The organism is Streptomyces sp. ADMS, assembly GCF_033441795.1.
In the GTDB taxonomy this organism is placed as follows: domain Bacteria; phylum Actinomycetota; class Actinomycetes; order Streptomycetales; family Streptomycetaceae; genus Streptomyces.
In genome coordinates, this window is the sequence record NZ_JAVFVX010000054.1 from 13,731 (window position 1) to 29,119 (window position 15,389).

Here is a 15,389-nt window from a genome sequence, read left to right on the forward strand (position 1 = left end):
TCGCGGGCGAGCCGGTGCCACTCGTGGTGCGTACTGCGTGAGCGGCGGTGACATGCGGCGGCGCCGCGACCCGTGAGGGCTCGTCGGCGCCGTGCGACTGCTCCAGAGAAACAGGCCCGGCGGGCGTCCGCAATCACCCCTTTTGCTAGTTGTGGTCGTATGTGGGCTTGAGGGGCCTTTTGTGACGTGGCTCTCAATGTGCAGGTCAGAGGCGGTTTCTGTGTGGGCATGACACGAGCTTCGGGCTACTAGTCCGCCTCGTAGGTGACGTACGTCCTGTGGGCCGCTTCACGTGGCGGGCGCGTCGAAAGTGACCTGGCTCTCGAAAGCGGCCCGCCGCGTGGCCCGGCGCAGCGACTTGAGGACGGTCGAGCCGAGGGTGATCGTCAGTACGACGGTGAGCACCGCGCGTCCCAGGTCCCAGCCGAGCGAGGTCGCCAGACAGTACGTGACGAAGCGGGCCAGGTTCGTGGCGAGCGGCGCATCCGGCAGGAAGGCGATGTTCGAGGCCAGCTCGCCCATGAAGGGCCAGCCCGCCAGGTTCATGACCGTGCCGTAGGCGACGGCGGCCAGGAAGCCGTAGCCGGAGAGGAGGAGCAGCTCTCCCCGGCCGCGCAGCCGTTCCGCGCCCGGCAGCAGGCCCGCGCCCATCGTGAACCAGCCCATCGCGAGCATCTGGAACGGCATCCAGGGTCCCACCCCGCCCGTGAGCAGCGCGGACGCGAACATGGTCACCGAGCCGAGGACGAAACCGAAGCCGGGCCCCAGTACGCGCCCGCTCAGCACCATCAGGAAGAACATCGGCTCCAGACCGGCCGTACCGGCGCCCAGCGGACGCAGGGCCGCCCCGGCCGCCGCCAGTACGCCGAGCATGGCCACCGCCTTCGGGCCGAGCCCCGACTCGGAGATCGTCGCCGCCACGACCGCGACGAGGAGGACGAGCAGCCCGGCGAAGAGCCAGGGCGCGTCCCGCGCGTGCGCGCTGACGGCGGAGGCGGGCGGCGCGAGGAACGGCCAGCCGAAGCCCGCCACTCCCACGGCACCGACCAGGACGAGGGCGGCGGTGGAGCGCGGCCCGAGACGGACGGCGCGTTGCTTCCCGGCCCCGGTCACCGGAGGGCCTCGCGCACCTGGGCGACCGTGAGCCACCGCTGCGGGGCCAGGATCTTGGTGACCTGCGGTGCGAAGGACGGCGACGCCACGACCACCTCCGCCGTCGGACCGTCGGCCACGACCTCCCCCTCGGCCAGGATCACCACCCGGTGGGCCAGCTCGGCGGCCAGCTCCACGTCGTGCGTGGCCAGCACGATCGCGTGGCCCTCGGCGGCCAGTGCGCGCAGGACGGTGACCAGCCGGGCCTTCGCCGCGTAGTCGAGGCCCCGGGTCGGCTCGTCGAGGAGCAGGAGAGGCGGCCGGGCGGTCAGCACGACGGCCAGCGCGAGCGCCAGCCGCTGCCCCTCCGACAGATCACGCGGGTGCGTGTCGTCCGTGATGCCGGGCAGCAGCTCGGAGACCAGCGCCCGGCAGCTCCCCGGCGCGGCGCCCGCATCGGCGTCGGCCGCCGCGCACTCGGCGGCGACCGTGTCGGCGTACAGCAGGTCGCGCGGCTCCTGCGGTACGAGACCCACGCGGCGTACGAGGTCCCGGGGCGCCGTCCGATGCGGCACGGCGCCGCCGACACGCACCGAACCGGCGGCGGGTTCGACGAGCCCGACCAGCGCGCCGAGCAGCGTGGACTTCCCGGCGCCGTTGCGGCCCATGAGGGCGACGGTCTCGCCGGGAGAGACGGTCAGGCTGACGCGCCGCAGTGCTTCGGCACGGGCGCGGCGGACGGAGAGGGCGTCGGCTTCGGCCGCGTGGGCGGAAGCCGGGGATGGTGGCGGCGGGGTTCGACGGAAGAGCCGGCGGGGAGAGGGTGGGGCCGGGTCAGGTACGGGCGTCCGTGAGGGAGTTGGCGTGGTTGTCGGGTACGGGCGGTCCGCCAGACGCTCCCGCAGCCCGCCGGCGCTGCGGCGGGCGTCGCGGACCGTCAGGGGCAGCGGGGACCAGCCTGCCAGGCGGCCGAGGGCGACCACGGGCGGGTGCACCGGGGAGAGCGCCATCACCTCCGCCGGGGTGCCGACGACCGGGGCGGCGCCGGGGGAGGGGAGAAGGACGATGCGGTCGGCGTACTGGACGACCCGTTCCAGGCGGTGCTCGGCCAGCAGAACCGTCGTACCGAGATCGTGGACGAGTCGTTGCAGGACCGAGAGGACCTCTTCGGCCGCCGCCGGGTCGAGTGCCGACGTCGGCTCGTCGAGGACCAGGACCCTCGGGTGCGGGGTGAGGACGGAGCCGATCGCCACCCGCTGCCGCTGTCCCCCGGAGAGGGTGGCGATCGGGCGGTCGCGCAGGTCGGCCAGGCCCAGCAGATCCAGGGTCTCCTCGACCCGGCGGCGCATCACGTCCGGGGCGAGGCCCAACGACTCCATGCCGTAAGCGAGTTCGTCCTCGACGGTGTCCGTCACGAAGTGGGCGAGCGGGTCCTGGCCCACGGTGCCGACCACGTCGGCGAGTTCGCGCGGCTTGTGGGTACGGGTGTCACGGCCGGCCACCGTCACCCGGCCGCGCAGGGTGCCCCCGGTGAAGTGCGGGACGAGGCCGCTGACGGCGCCCAGAACCGTCGACTTGCCGACCCCCGACGGGCCGACGAGCAGGACGAGTTCACCCTCCGGCACCTCGAAGTCGACGTGCCGGCACGCGGGTTCCACTGCCCCGTCGTAGGTCACGGAGACGTCCTCGAAGCGGATCACGACGGCTCCCTGGGGGTGATGGGGGCGATGGCAGTACTGGTAGGGGGACTTGGGGCGACGAAGGCGGGGAGCAGACCCAGCAGCACCGCAGCCGCCGGCCACAGCGGCAGGGTCGGGGACACCAGCGGTACGAAACCGGGGTGCAGCGCCCCCGCCGAGCCGGTGCCGCCGGCGGAGACGAGGACCATCAGCGCTGCCACCAGCACCCCCGACCCCGCGACCAGCCAAGCCCGTGCGCCCCACACGTCCGGCCGGTACCGGGTGCGCAGGGAACGCCGGCCCCCGAGCCACAGTCCGCCCAGCGCCGCCGCCAGCCCGGCGAGCAGCACCGGCAGCCCGTACGTACCGCCCGACGCGGTCAGCAGCCCGTACGTGCCCGCGCAGACGCCGAGCAGGCCACCCAGGGTGAGCGCGGCGGTCGTACGGCGGACGGTGGCCGGGACGTCGGCGGTGCGGCCGTATCCGCGTGCCTCCATGGCCGCCGCCAGCGCGACCGACCGCTCCAACGCGCCCTCCAGGACCGGGAGCCCGACCTGGAGCAGCCCCCGTACGCCCCGGTCCGGACGGCCGCGCAGCCGGCGGGCGGCGCGCAGCCGCTGGACGTCCGCGATGAGGTTGGGCGCGAAGGTGAGGGCCACGACGACCGCGACACCGATCTCGTACAGCGCGCCGGGGAGGGACTTGAGGAGGCGGGCCGGGTTCGCGAGGGCGTTCGCGGCGCCGACGCAGATGAGGAGCGCGGCCAGCCGCAGACCGTCGTACAGGGCGAACACCAGCCCCTCGGCGGTCACCCGGCCGCCGACGCGCACCCCCTGCGCCCAGTGCGGAAGGGGAAGTTCGGGAAGCGTGACGAGGACGTGCGAGCCGGGGACCGGCGAGCCGAGGACGACGGCGAAGACGAGCCGGATGACGAGGACGGCCAGACCGAGCTTGACGAAGGCGGTGAAGGAGCGGGCCCAGGGGGCGTCGGTGCGGTGCGTGGCGACGACGTAGCCGGCCACGGCGACGAGGAGGCCGAGGAGGAGCGGGTTGGTGGTACGGGTGGCCGCGGTGCCGAGGCCGAGGGACCAGACCCACCAGGCGCCGGGGTGCATGGCCTCGCTGTACTGCCCCCGGCCAGGGCTGCGCGGCGCCGGCGAAGTCGGGTGCGCGGTCGTGCCCCGAAAGGGGCGCGGGGAACTGCGCGACCAGCCCTCACCGGCCCGCAGGTTCATCACCGCTCTTCCGGCGGAGCGCTCAGCCTGCGGCGCCGGGTCTGCCAGATCGCCGCCGCGCCGAGCGCCGCCACGGCCGCGATCCCCGCGAGCAGGCCGACGGACGGGCCGCTGTCCATATCAGACAGGCCGCTGTCCGAGTCCGGGGCGTTGCCTGCGGGCTTGTCCGCCCCCACTGCCTCGCCGCAGCCCGTGCGCGGATAGTCGGCGATCGCGCACAGCAGTGCGCCCGCGTTGTAGCGCAGGGGCCTGGCGACCGAGGCGAGGGCGTCCGCCGTGGTCGCGTCGGGGGAGACGCGGGCGCACGCGGTACGCGTCGCGGGCGGACTCTCCCCGGACGGCGCGTCGGCGGACGTACCGAAGTCGATGACGAGCGCCACCCGCTTCCGGCCCTCCTGTGCGGGCGTCCTGGCGCAGACGACCGCGAACACGGCGTCGCCGCGCGGCCGGGCGGCGTCCTCGGAGTCCTGGCTCACGGCGAAACGGAAACCCTGGACGTCACCGTCGGAGGGCCGGGCGGTCGACGGCCCCTGCGTGGCATAGGTCCACGCACCGCCGTCGCGCTCCCAGAAGGACCAGTAGCGGTATCCGACGGCCTGGGCCTGCCCGGCGCCGACCCAGAGGAGAAGCGCGGCGAGAAGAAGGGGGAGCGTGCGGCGCCGGATCACAGCTGCTGCCTCTTCCGGCGCCCACTGAGCAGGAAGCCGATACCGGCACCGGCGACGAGGAAGACCCCGACGGTCCACAGCGTCCCGAACCCGCTGTCGTCGTCCTTGCTGTCCTTGGCGGCGGCGGGGGTCGGGGAGGCGGAGGCCGGGACGGACGCGGGCGCCGGGCCGGTCGCGTTGAGGAGGGTCACCAGGTCCTGGCCGCCGAAGTCGCGCGGATCGGCGGACGCGGCGTTCGCGGCGAGGATCAGCTGGGCGTAGGCGGCCGGCCCCGCCTGCTTCGCCCACGGCGCGGAGTTGGCCTCCAGCCAGCGCAGCGCGTCGCCGGCCTGCTCGCCCTGGCCGGCGGTCGCGAGGGCGAGGACGGCATCGGCGGTGTTCCCGTAGTCGGGCTGGTCCTCCGCGCCGGCCAGCACGGACGTCAGGTGTCCGTCCTTGGCCAGCGCCTGTACGAGATACGCGGCCCCGTTGCGAGCGACCTGCCCGGGATCGTTCGACCCTTCGCAGGCCGGAGCGGCACCGCTCGGCTTCACGTCCTCCCCGGCGAGCCCCTTCCCCAGCAGGCCGACCACGGCCGCCGCCGTCGCATCGTCGTTGGCGGCGAGTTCGCCCTTCTTGTCCGGCTGGTAGGCGAAGGCGCCCCCGTCGGTCGAGTCGCAGGGCAGAGTCAGCTTCAGCAACAGCTCGTACGGCGACTTACCGCCCTTGGCGACCTCGCCGGGCTTCTCACCGGCGGCGGCGAGGGCCCCGACGACCACGGAGGTCGAGTTCGCGTCGCTGGCCCCGCCGGCCGCGTACCCCCAGCCACCGTCCGCGTTCTGCACGGACTTCAGCCAGGCGACGGCCTTGCCGACCACCGCGTCCTGTCCGCCGAGGGCGGCAAGCGCCTGGACGGCGGCGCCGGTGCTGTTGGTGTCGACGAGGGTCTTGGCATCGCAGGGTGAGCCGGCATCGCTCCGGAAAGGCGCGAAGGCACCGTCGGCGCACTGCTGCCCGGCCAGCCAGTCCACGGCCGAGGAGACGGGCCTCACCCCGACGGTGTTCTGGGCGAGCAGAGCGAGGGACTGACGCCAGACACCGTCGTAGGTGGGATCGGCGGTGCCGTAGAGCCCGGCGGGAAGGGCGGCGGAGGGGGACGGCGAGGCGGCGGACGCCTGACCGGCGGTCAGAGCGAAGACGGCGATGACGGCCAGAGCCGCTGGACTGCGGCGGACATTCATGATCGGCGGATGCCTCTCCCTGCGGGGAGACGGGCAGCACGGGACACCCCGGGCGGCTCGGCTCCGTATGCCTCGACGGTGCCGTACACCGGCGGACCACCGGTGACACGAGCCGGTCACGGTCCGCACGGGGCAATCCGGCTCACAGCCCCCGGCGGATCGCCGGGCTGCTCACGGTTGCGGGTCAGCGCCGGAATTGCACCGGCTTCCCCCCGTACGGGTGTGATGACGACCTCGCCACTGTACCGGCCTGCGGCGACGGGCTGAGAGGGCCCTGTGGACGGAGATAGGTCACAGCATGAGGACGGGGAGACTGCTCGGCTCGGGGCGCACGGCTGACGTCTACGAGCTCGACGAGCCGGCGTGGGTACTGCGCCGCTACCGGGACGGGTTCGGCGACGCGGCGGCGGAGGCGGACGTCATGGAGCACGTACGAGGCCACGGATACCCCGTCCCCGAGGTGCGCGCGGCGACCCGGACCGACCTGGTCCTGGAGCGGCTGTCCGGCCCGACGATGCTGGAGGCGTGCGAGGACGGGCTGCTGGACGCGCGCGAGAGCGGCGAGATGCTGGCGGCGCTCCTGTACGGCCTGCACGCTGTCCCGCCCCGGGACCCGGCCTCTGAACCCGGGACCCGCGTCCTCCACCTCGACCTGCATCCGGAGAACGTGATCGTCACTCCCCACGGCCCCCGGGTCATCGACTGGGCGAACTCGGAGGAGGGCACGCCGGGTCTGGACCGGGCCATGTCCGCCGTGATCCTGGCCCAGGTCGCGGTGTCCGCCGGCCCCTTGGCGGAACCGGCCCGCGCGATGCTGACCGCCCTGCTGAAAGCCCCGTCCGCCGTGCCGGAGGCGGCCCGGACTGCGGAGGGTCTGCCGGAGGCACGCAGGCGGCGCGCGGTGAACCCGACGATGAGTCGGAGCGAGGTCGAACTGCTGGGAGCGGCAGAGGAGCTGATCCGTACGCTGCTGCCGTGAAGCCTGCCCGGCGGGTCCGTCCGGGTCGCGCGTCACACGGCCACGTAGGTCACCGGCTCGCTCCCCGTCACTGCCTCCGCCTGGCCCAGTTTGACCAGTCGGCGTACGTGGGCCTCGGCCTCCGATACCGCGATGTTCCGTGATCCCGGGGGGATTTCGTCCCAGGGGCGGTTCCACTCCATACGTTCCGCCAGCTGCCAGGGGGTGAGGGGAGTGGTGAGGAGGGCACGGAGGCCTGCCAGGCGTTCGTCGTGGTGGTCCAAAAGTTCCTGTACGCGGACCGTCGCGTCGGGGAAGGCGTGGCGGTGGGCCGGGAGTACCTCCGCCGGGGACAGGCGGCCGATGCGCTCCAGGGAGTCGAGGTAGTCGCCAAGGGGGTCCCCCCGGTCGAGCGAAGTCGAGACTGGGGGAGGGTCGGCGATCGTCGTGTCTGCCGGGTCCTCGTACAGGCCGATGTGCGGGGTGATCCCGGGGAGGAGGTGGTCGCCCGAGAACAGGCGGCCGTTGCCGGGGAGCCCGGCCGGGTGGGTTTCCTCCAGGTGGAGGCAGACGTGACCCGGGGTGTGGCCCGGTGTCCAGATCGCGCGCAGGCGGCGGCCTGGGAGGGCGAGGAGTTCGCCGGGGACGATCTCGCGGTCGGGGAGTGCGGGGGAGAAGCCGGGCAGGGTGCCGAGGGAAATCGCGCCCAGGGCCGCCACGTGGTCGGCGGGGGCTCCTGCCGCCGCCAGCTTCGCCGTCATGTACGTGTACCAGCGCTCGGGACGGTTGTCGCGCGTCCGCCGCACGAGCGAGATGTCGGCCTCGTGCATCGCGATCCACGCCCCGGACACCTCACGGACCCGGCCCGAGAGGCCGTGGTGGTCCGGGTGGTGGTGGGTGATCACGATGCCGTGGATCTCGCCGGCCGAGGTGCCGCACGCCGACAGGCCCTCGGCGAGCGTGTCCCAGGACAGCGGGTCGTCCCAGCCCGTGTCGATGAGCACCGGTCCGATGTCGGTGTCGACGACGTACACGAGTGTGTATCCGAGGGGATTGTTCGGAATGGGGACCCGGAGGGACCGTACGCCCCCGCCGTGATCGGTCACCTGCGTCGACACCTGTGTCATGGGCTCCCCTGTGGCTGGGCTGCCAGCCACTATAACTAGAACCGGTTTCAATGGGAGCCCGAGTCACTTGCCTCGTAGTGCTGCGAGAGCTGTGGACTCCTCGGAGGGGAACTGGTAACTGTCTCCGTATCTATCTGACGATCCGTCAGAGACGGTACCCGGAGAGGCAGTCGGCGAGAGGCAGTCGGCCATGACCGAGCTCGTGGAACACGGACAGCTGTTCATCGGCGGGGAGTTGACCGACCCCCTCGGCAAGGACGTCATCGAGGTCATCTCCCCGCACACCGAGGAGGTCATCGGCCGCGTGCCGCACGCCTCGACGGCCGACGTCGACCGGGCCGTCGCCGTCGCGCGCACCGCCTTCGACGAGGGGCCCTGGCCGCGGATGACCCTCGACGAGCGGATCGCCGTCGTCACCCGCATCAAGGACGGGATCGCCGCACGGTACGAGGAGATCGCCCGCGTCATCTCCTCCGAGAACGGCTCCCCGTACTCCTGGAGCGTCCTCGCCCAGGCCCTCGGCGCGATGATGGTGTGGGACTCGGCGATCACGGTCGCCCGCGACTTCCCGTACGAGGAGTCGCGCGACGGAGCCCTCGGCCGCATCCTCGTCCGGCGCGAGCCGGTGGGCGTCGTCGCCGCAGTGGCCCCCTGGAACGTCCCGCAGTTCGTCGCGGCGGCCAAGCTCGCGCCCGCGCTGCTCACCGGCTGCACGGCGGTCCTGAAGCCGTCGCCCGAGTCGCCCCTCGACGCGTACATCCTCGCGGAGATAACGAAGGAGGCCGGACTGCCGCCCGGCGTTCTCTCCATCCTCCCCGCCGACCGCGAGGTCAGTGAGTACCTCGTCGGGCACCCCGGCATCGACAAGGTCTCCTTCACCGGCTCGGTCGCCGCCGGCAGGCGCGTGATGGAGGTCGCCGCACGTCATCTCACCCGTGTGACGCTGGAGTTGGGCGGAAAGTCGGCGGCCGTCGTCCTGCCCGACGCCGACCTCGACACCACCGTCCCCGGCATCGTCTCCGCCGCCTGGATGAACAACGGCCAGGCGTGCGTCGCCCAGACCCGCATCCTGCTCCCGCGCTCCCGCTACGACGAGTTCGCGGACGCCTTCACCCAGGCCGCGAGCGCGCTGGTGGTCGGCGACCCGCTCGACCCGGCGACCCAGGTCGGCCCGCTGGTCGCCGAGCGCCAGCAGCAGCGCAACCTCGACTACATCCGCATCGGCCAGGAGGAGGGCGCGAAGATCCTCACCGGCGGCGGACGCCCTGCCGGCCTCGACCGCGGCTGGTACGTCGAACCGACCCTCTTCGGCGATGTCGACAACTCGATGCGCGTCGCCCGCGAGGAGATCTTCGGCCCGGTCATCTGTCTGCTCCCGTACGGCGACGAGTCCGAGGCCGTGAAGATCGCGAATGACTCCGACTACGGGCTCTCCGGCAGCGTGTGGACGGCCGACGTCGCGCACGGCATCGAGATCGCCCGGCAGGTCCGTACCGGCACGTACTCGGTGAACACCTTCAGCCTCGACATGCTCGGCCCGTTCGGCGGCTACAAGAACTCGGGGCTTGGGCGGGAGTTCGGGCCCGAGGGGTACGGCGAGTACCTGGAGCACAAGATGATCCACCTCCCGGCCGGCTGGGAGGGGTAGCGGCCATGGGCGACCGCTGGCACGTGGAGGTGGACCGCTCGCTGTGCATCGGCTCGGCCCAGTGCGTCCACCGGGCCCCGGACGGCTTCCGCCTCGACAGCGGGATGCAGTCCCACCCGGTCGAACCGGACACGGACGCGAACGAGAAGGTGCTTGCGGCGGCGGAGAACTGTCCGGTGGAGGCGATCATGATCACGCTGCTGGAGGGCGGGGAGGCGGTGTTTCCGCCGGAGGAGTAGGCGGCGTAAAAATCCCCCAAAAGAGTACCATATGCATAGATAAGGTATATTATGGAAGTCGGCCTACGGGGCGAGTGAGGGAGTTCAACCGTCGTAGCCGACTCCGGCGAGACGCTTCGGCATCCGCTGGGGCCGACATTGACGGTAGGGCTGAGAGGCTGGACGGCAGTGGTTGGGCCGGAAGGCGACCCCCAGAACCTGATCCGGGTAAACACCGGCGCAGGGAACCCGTCTCGTAGGTCCTTTTCCGCGCCCGGAGCGCGCTGGACTGCTCGGGCCACCGAACGTCCGGTTCCTCACCGGCTCGGCTGGGTGTCACTGGAGATGGTGCAGAAGTCTGCGTACTTCGTCTGCCAAGGGGTCTTCCAGTAGTTCCAGGAGTCGCAGCGCCTCAGTGAGAGCCGCGCGGGCTTCGGCTCGGTGCGACTCGATTCGCAGGCGTCCCAGTTCCACAAGCGAGTGGGCGAGGCCGGGGCGGTCGTCTGTCCTGCGCCGGAGCGTGACGGCTTGGCTGTACCAGTCGGCGGCGGACTCCAGGTCCTGCAGTCGCCCGTTGGCGTCCCCCAGCTGGTGGAGGGCTGCTGCCTCTGTCAGTAGGTCGTTCGCCACCCGGGCCAGGTGCAGTGCAGCCAGGCAGTGCTCGCGTGCCTGCTCCGGTTTGCCGAGTGCCAGACTGATCGTGCCGAGTTCGTTCCGGCTGATTGCCTGACTGCGCTGGTCATCCTCGTGTCGGTGTTGCTCCAGGGCCCGCTTCTGCTGGACGTAGGCCTCTTCGTAACGGCCAGCGACACGCAGTGTCCATGCGAGGTTGTAGGTGGCGATGCTCTCCCACTTCAGGTCGCCCGTCCTGCGACTGAGGTTCAGCGCGGCTGTGAATCGTTCGGCAGCCTCGGCATGGCGTCCGACTGCGCCCGCCGCTCCGCCCAGGCAGATCAGGGCCCAGGTCTCTGCCCAGTCATTCCTGTCCAGGCGAGCGGCCTGTAGAGCGGTGATGGACAGATCGTGGCGGTAAGCGTGATGGTGGCGGACCACGAGGTAGTAGATGAGGGCTATCGGAACCTTCCACGCCATGTCGTGCATGCGGTGCCTCATTGCCTGGTCGACGGCGGCGGCCAGGTTGACGATCTCCGCATCACACCAGGCAAGGGCTCCTGCGTTGTCGGCGAAGTCAGGCTCAGACGGTGGCGTGCCTTCCTCGTCCATTGGCACATGTGAGCGTTGCGGAACCAGCAGCCGGTCGGCGCGGTCGCAGTGGCGGAGATAGTGGAGGAGTTCGCGCCGCACCGCTGCGTCGCGCTCACTCTCCGGTTCCTCGGCCAGGACGCGTTCCTGGGCGTAGTCGCGGATCAAATCGTGGAACCGGAACCGTCTGTCCGACACCTCTTCTAACAAATTGTCCGACTTCAAGGCGCGCAGAAGACGAAGAGCGGCGTTGCGTGGTACGCCGATCAGTGCGGCTGCGGAGTCGGTGGAGAAGTCGGGTCCCGCGTGGAGGGCAAGAAGCCGGAAGGCGCGTGCCTTGGCCGGGGTGAGTCCGTTGTACGACCATGAGAGCACCAGATGCATTCCCGTCTCTTCGTCCGGACTGGACAGGGTCGAAAGCCGGTTGGCGGTGTTGGAGAGGTCCTGAACCAAGGCTGTGACGTCGTCAGGTGTACGGGCTTGTTGCGCGGCGATCCGGACAGTGAGGGGCAGACTCCCGCACTGACTGATCAAGTCAGTGATCTGCTGGCTTTCGGCCTGTCCGGACATGAGGGAGAACAGCGTGACGGCGTCGCGTTGGGGCAGTGGCCGTAAGGTCATGCAGCTGGCTCCCTGGGTTATTTCCAGAGCTTCCAGGTTGCTGCGGCTGGTGACGACAGTGCAGCATCCGGGGGCGCTCGCCAGGAGGGGCAGTACCTGGTCGATCCTACGTGCGTTGTCAGCGATGATCAGCATCCGTCGGCCGTGCAGCAAAGAACGGAATTTCGCGGCCATGGCGTCAAGATTGCCCAGCAGATTGTCCATGGGCGCGTCCAGGGCCAGCAGAAAGGAGTGCAGCGCCTCTTCGGGCCGTTGCGGTGGCAGACTGTGGTAACCACGCAGGTCCGTGTACAGCTGACCATCCGGGAATTGTTCCATTGCCTGATGAGCCCACCACACCACCAGCGCGCTTTTGCCGACCCCGGCCTGTCCGGACACCACGGCTAGACTGCTTTCCTGGCGAGCCGTCGTGTTCAGGCGGTCGATCTCCGCGGCGCGATCGGTGAAGCACGTGGCGGCTCGCGGCAGCTGATGGGGGGCGGGACTTTCGGCCCTGGCCAGTGGCCCGGCGAGGGAACCTGCGTCGACCTCGTTCGCTCGACCTGCCGACCGCTCCCCTCCAGAAGATCCCCTGTTCGCATCCATACCGCCGGCTCCCCTCCCCGCGCTTCCCCGCGTGCGACATGGCTTGTCCGCGAAGGTGATATGCGTCGACTTGCCTGGTGCGAAACGCCCGGCACCCGATGCCTTTCGCTGCAACATGTGCAAGCAGAACGGGCCAGGCCGCGCCACCGGCGGGCTGCACGCCGCTGCGCCGTGGCTGAGAGTGGGGCTGTCGGCGCTGGCGTCATGGCCCGAGCAGATCTCCACGAAGCGGGTACTGGGCAAGATGCTCGGTGTCCGACTGCCAGTGACGGAGCCGACTATGGACTTGCGGAGCTCCAGGCCGTGGGAACGATGAGCCCCGTCGCCAATGGCGCGTTTGGTTCGCTCACCCGCACCAGTCCGGTTGGTGCCGAACCGCGGGCGTCCGAGAAGCTGACGGTGCCGCCTGAGAAGGTTCTGCGGTCGAAGTCGACTGTGGCGCCGATGAAGGCCGCACTGTCGAAGTCGACCGTTCCGCCGGAGAACGTCGTACCCGTGAACTCGACACGGCCGTCGGAAAACGCAGCTCTGGTGAACCTGACTCTGCCACCTGAGAAATCGGCGCCGATGAAGCCGACTCTGCTGCCTGAGAACTCCGAGAAGTCGAAATCGACCGTGCTCCCGGAAAAAGCAGCCCCGTTAAATTCGACCTTTCCGCCCGAAAATGTTGCGGCGGTGAAGTTGACAGTGCTCCCGGAGAACTCCACGCAGACGGCGGTACCGCCGGCGAATGCTCCGTTGAAGGAGACTGTGCCACCGGAAAACTGGGCGCTGCTGAAGTCGACTGTGCCGCGGGAAAACCTGGCACCACTGAAGTCGACTGTGCCGCGGGAAAACCTGGCGCTGCCAAATTCGACTGTTCCCCCGCAGAAGGACGCGTCGGTGAAGTCGACCGTTGCCCCGGAGAAGGACGCGTCGGTGAAGTCGACCGTTCCTCCGGAGAACAGTACGCCGCCGAATGAGACGCTGCGCCCGGGGAACGTCGCGTTGGTGAACCTGGCTGTGCCGCCCGAGAAGGTCGAGTGGGAGAAGTCGCCGCCGTCGAACAGGACGCCGGTGAAGTCGAGGTCTTGACCTTGCCACGAGTGCTGATGCTCGACGGGCAACCGTAGATGGTCGCGGATGAGCCTGATGACGGTGTGTCGGACTTCCCGAAGGGCCAAGTAGGTGCGTTGGGCTTCCGTATCGCCCGCCGGGAGATCGATCTCCGCGACATAGGGGAGTCGCAGGTAGGCGCACAGGACATCGATACAGGTCTGCCGGAGCGCGTGGGTAGGAGCGTCGTCGGCGAGTCCAGCCAGGGCGTGGACACCGCCGAGGCGGACGGCAGCGGATTCGTTGCCGAGCTGCGACACGGCGGTGGTGAAGCGCTCGGTGTGCAGGCGGGTGGTTTCGCGCAGAGCGCCGTCCTCGTCGACGCGCTGGCGTCGGTAGGCGACGACCAGGGCGACCAGGGCACCCGCGCCCGCGACGACGCCGAAGGACAGTTTGACGAGGTCGAAGAGGGTGCCGGAGTCGAGGCGGGGTTCGGGCTTGAGCCCGCGAGCGTCGAGCAGACCCCAGGCGATCGAGAAAACCGAGGCCGCAACCAGAACGGCGGTGGCGAAGGCAAGAACGAGGGCGAGGCCGACCGGCCAGAGGCGCAGACCGCGCCGTTCGGTCTGGCGCTTGGGCAGACGAAGGTTCACCCATGTCAAGACTGCCCTTGCCTGCTTCTGGTTGCGGTCCTTCCCGTGTCGCTCGGCAGCGGGGAACTCGCTTTCATGCTGTCGACTGGACGAGGCGAAGTCTGAACTAGACCAGTGAACTCCGCAGCTTCGGGTGATCCGAAAGTTGGGTCAGCTGTGAGTCTCAGGGTCCGTCAGGTCGATCAGCCGGCACACCGTCTCGATGTCGATCTTCACCTGAGCGATCGAGGCGCGGCCGGACAGCCAGGTGATCAGCGCCGAGTGCCAGGTGTGCTCGATGACGCGGACCGCCGAGAGCTGCTCGGGCGTCGGGTGGCCCTGGCCGGGGTCGCCCAGGCCCATCGAGTCCAGAATGATCGCCGTCGTCTGCCGGGAGACCTGGTCGACCTCCGGTGAGACACTGCGGTCCGCGAAGGTCAGCGCCCGCACCATCGCGTCCGCCAGATGCGGCTCGCGCTGGAGGGCGCGGAAGGCACGCATCAGCGTCTCCGCCACCCGCTCCGCCGCCGTCTCGCCCGTCGGGGGCTTCTTGCGCAGCGTGCCGTGCATGTGTTCCAGCTGGTCCTGCATCGTGGCGACCAGCAGATGGACCTTGGACGGGAAGTACCGGTAGAGCGTGCCGAGCGCGACCTGCGAGGACTCCGCGACCTCCCGCATCTGCACCGCGTCGAAACCACCCCGGCTCGCCAACTGCGCGCTCGCGTGCAGAATCCGGCGCCGACGGGCCTCCTGCCGCTCGGTGAGCGGAGCGGCGGGCGGCAACGCGGCCGGCATCGAGCCGGACGGGCCCGGCGTCGGACGGGACGGAGCTGACGTCGAGCCGGGCGGGCCTGACGTGGAACGGGACGGGCCTGACGTGGAACGGGGCGGAGTTGACGTCGAATCGGGCGGGCCTGACGTGGAACGGGGCGGAGCTGACGTCGAGCCGGGCGGGCCTGACGTGGAACGGGGCGGAGCTGACGCCGAATCGGGCGGGCCTGACGTGGAACGGGGCGGAGTTGACGCCGAGCCGGGCGGGCCTGACGTGGAACGGGGCGGAGCTGACGTCGAGCCGGATGGGCCTGACGTGGAACGGGGCGGAGTTGACGCCGAGCCGGACGGGCCCGGCGCCGAGCCGGACGGGCCCGGCGTCGAGCCCGGCGTCTTGTCGGGCGTCGAGCCGGACGGGCCCGGCGTCGAGCCCGGCGTCTTGTCGGGCGTCGAGCCCGGTCGCGCCGTATGTGCTTCCACCTTCGCGTCGCCAGGCATGGGTCCCGTTCCGTGACAGTCGGTGATCGCTCGGTCATCGCACGGCGATCAGTCAGTCGTGTGTCAGCAAACAGTCAGCATGGCACGTCCGCCCTGCGCGTCCGCCGTGGCGCGAATCACCTGATCCACCGCTCACAGCCGAGGTGCCTGCCGGTAGATTCGGAGCCTCCTGAACGATCAAGTCTGAAACTTGTTCTAG

12 protein-coding genes and 1 riboswitch are annotated in these 15,389 nt (G+C 70.5%); of the genes, 3 read left to right on the forward strand and 9 right to left on the reverse strand.

The features are described from left to right. Positions 1-288: 288 nt before the first annotated feature. Genes RB628_RS23145 through RB628_RS23165 form a run of 5 tightly spaced genes read right to left on the reverse strand, consistent with a single transcriptional unit; the run spans position 289 to position 5,894 of the window. Positions 289-1,113, reverse strand: coding sequence for an ECF transporter S component (locus RB628_RS23145; protein ID WP_318322431.1), 825 nt, complete (start codon positions 1,111-1,113; stop codon positions 289-291). Beyond that, the gene (locus RB628_RS23150) at positions 1,110-2,792 is read right to left on the reverse strand and encodes an ABC transporter ATP-binding protein (protein WP_318322432.1); all 1,683 of its coding nucleotides are present in this window, start codon (positions 2,790-2,792) and stop codon (positions 1,110-1,112) included. The genes RB628_RS23145 and RB628_RS23150 overlap by 4 nt, the downstream gene beginning before the upstream one ends. Beyond that, positions 2,789-4,006, reverse strand: coding sequence for a CbiQ family ECF transporter T component (locus RB628_RS23155; RefSeq protein ID WP_412180709.1), 1,218 nt, complete (start codon positions 4,004-4,006; stop codon positions 2,789-2,791). Before RB628_RS23155 ends, RB628_RS23150 begins: the two co-directional genes overlap by 4 nt. After that, entirely contained in the window at positions 4,006-4,674 is a 669-nt protein-coding gene (locus RB628_RS23160; RefSeq protein ID WP_318322434.1) for an SCO2322 family protein, read from the reverse strand. The genes RB628_RS23155 and RB628_RS23160 overlap by 1 nt, the downstream gene beginning before the upstream one ends. Further along, complete coding sequence (locus RB628_RS23165) at positions 4,671-5,894, reverse strand: prenyltransferase/squalene oxidase repeat-containing protein (RefSeq protein WP_318322435.1); 1,224 nt, start codon at positions 5,892-5,894, stop codon at positions 4,671-4,673. Before RB628_RS23165 ends, RB628_RS23160 begins: the two co-directional genes overlap by 4 nt. Positions 5,895-6,024: 130 nt before the next feature. Beyond that, a riboswitch (cobalamin riboswitch) is annotated at positions 6,025-6,106 on the reverse strand. An 86-nt stretch (positions 6,107-6,192) separates the two neighbouring features. Here RB628_RS23165 and RB628_RS23170 point away from each other — a divergent pair. Continuing rightward, positions 6,193-6,873, forward strand: a complete 681-nt coding sequence (locus RB628_RS23170; protein WP_318322436.1) for a phosphotransferase — start codon at positions 6,193-6,195, stop codon at positions 6,871-6,873. Positions 6,874-6,905: 32 nt separating this feature from the next. On the opposite strand, the gene RB628_RS23175 is transcribed toward RB628_RS23170, so the two are convergent. After that, a complete protein-coding gene (locus tag RB628_RS23175) occupies positions 6,906-7,979 on the reverse strand; it encodes an MBL fold metallo-hydrolase (protein WP_318322437.1) in 1,074 nt (357 codons plus the stop codon). 190 nt (positions 7,980-8,169) lie between these two features. Between RB628_RS23175 and RB628_RS23180 the strand changes: the two genes are divergently transcribed. Further along, a complete protein-coding gene (locus tag RB628_RS23180) occupies positions 8,170-9,627 on the forward strand; it encodes an aldehyde dehydrogenase (protein WP_318322438.1) in 1,458 nt (485 codons plus the stop codon). 5 nt (positions 9,628-9,632) lie between these two features. Continuing rightward, a complete protein-coding gene (locus tag RB628_RS23185) occupies positions 9,633-9,866 on the forward strand; it encodes a ferredoxin (protein ID WP_318322439.1) in 234 nt (77 codons plus the stop codon). Between the two features lie 315 nt (positions 9,867-10,181). Here the strand turns inward: RB628_RS23185 and RB628_RS23190 are convergent, their stop codons facing one another. The 3 genes from RB628_RS23190 to RB628_RS23200 form a co-directional block, all read right to left on the reverse strand. After that, positions 10,182-12,254, reverse strand: a complete 2,073-nt coding sequence (locus RB628_RS23190) for a tetratricopeptide repeat protein (RefSeq protein ID WP_318322440.1) — start codon at positions 12,252-12,254, stop codon at positions 10,182-10,184. A 278-nt stretch (positions 12,255-12,532) separates the two neighbouring features. Continuing rightward, the gene (locus tag RB628_RS23195; RefSeq protein WP_318322441.1) at positions 12,533-13,942 is read right to left on the reverse strand and encodes a pentapeptide repeat-containing protein; all 1,410 of its coding nucleotides are present in this window, start codon (positions 13,940-13,942) and stop codon (positions 12,533-12,535) included. A 150-nt stretch (positions 13,943-14,092) separates the two neighbouring features. Beyond that, entirely contained in the window at positions 14,093-14,716 is a 624-nt protein-coding gene (locus tag RB628_RS23200; RefSeq protein ID WP_318322442.1) for a TetR family transcriptional regulator, read from the reverse strand. Between the last annotated feature and the right edge of the window lie 673 nt (positions 14,717-15,389).

Excerpts from the sequence above, each read along its gene's own strand:
- RB628_RS23180 (WP_318322438.1), top strand. The coding sequence starts at position 8,170 with ATGACCGAGCTCGTGGAACACGGACAGCTGTTCATCGGCGGGGAGTTG.
- RB628_RS23200 (WP_318322442.1), bottom strand. The coding sequence starts at position 14,716 with ATGCCGGCCGCGTTGCCGCCCGCCGCTCCGCTCACCGAGCGGCAGGAG.
- RB628_RS23165 (WP_318322435.1), bottom strand. The coding sequence starts at position 5,894 with ATGAATGTCCGCCGCAGTCCAGCGGCTCTGGCCGTCATCGCCGTCTTC.
- RB628_RS23190 (WP_318322440.1), bottom strand. The coding sequence starts at position 12,254 with ATGGATGCGAACAGGGGATCTTCTGGAGGGGAGCGGTCGGCAGGTCGA.
- RB628_RS23155 (WP_412180709.1), bottom strand. The coding sequence starts at position 4,006 with ATGAACCTGCGGGCCGGTGAGGGCTGGTCGCGCAGTTCCCCGCGCCCC.
- RB628_RS23185 (WP_318322439.1), top strand. The coding sequence starts at position 9,633 with ATGGGCGACCGCTGGCACGTGGAGGTGGACCGCTCGCTGTGCATCGGC.
- RB628_RS23170 (WP_318322436.1), top strand. The coding sequence starts at position 6,193 with ATGAGGACGGGGAGACTGCTCGGCTCGGGGCGCACGGCTGACGTCTAC.
- RB628_RS23175 (WP_318322437.1), bottom strand. The coding sequence starts at position 7,979 with ATGACACAGGTGTCGACGCAGGTGACCGATCACGGCGGGGGCGTACGG.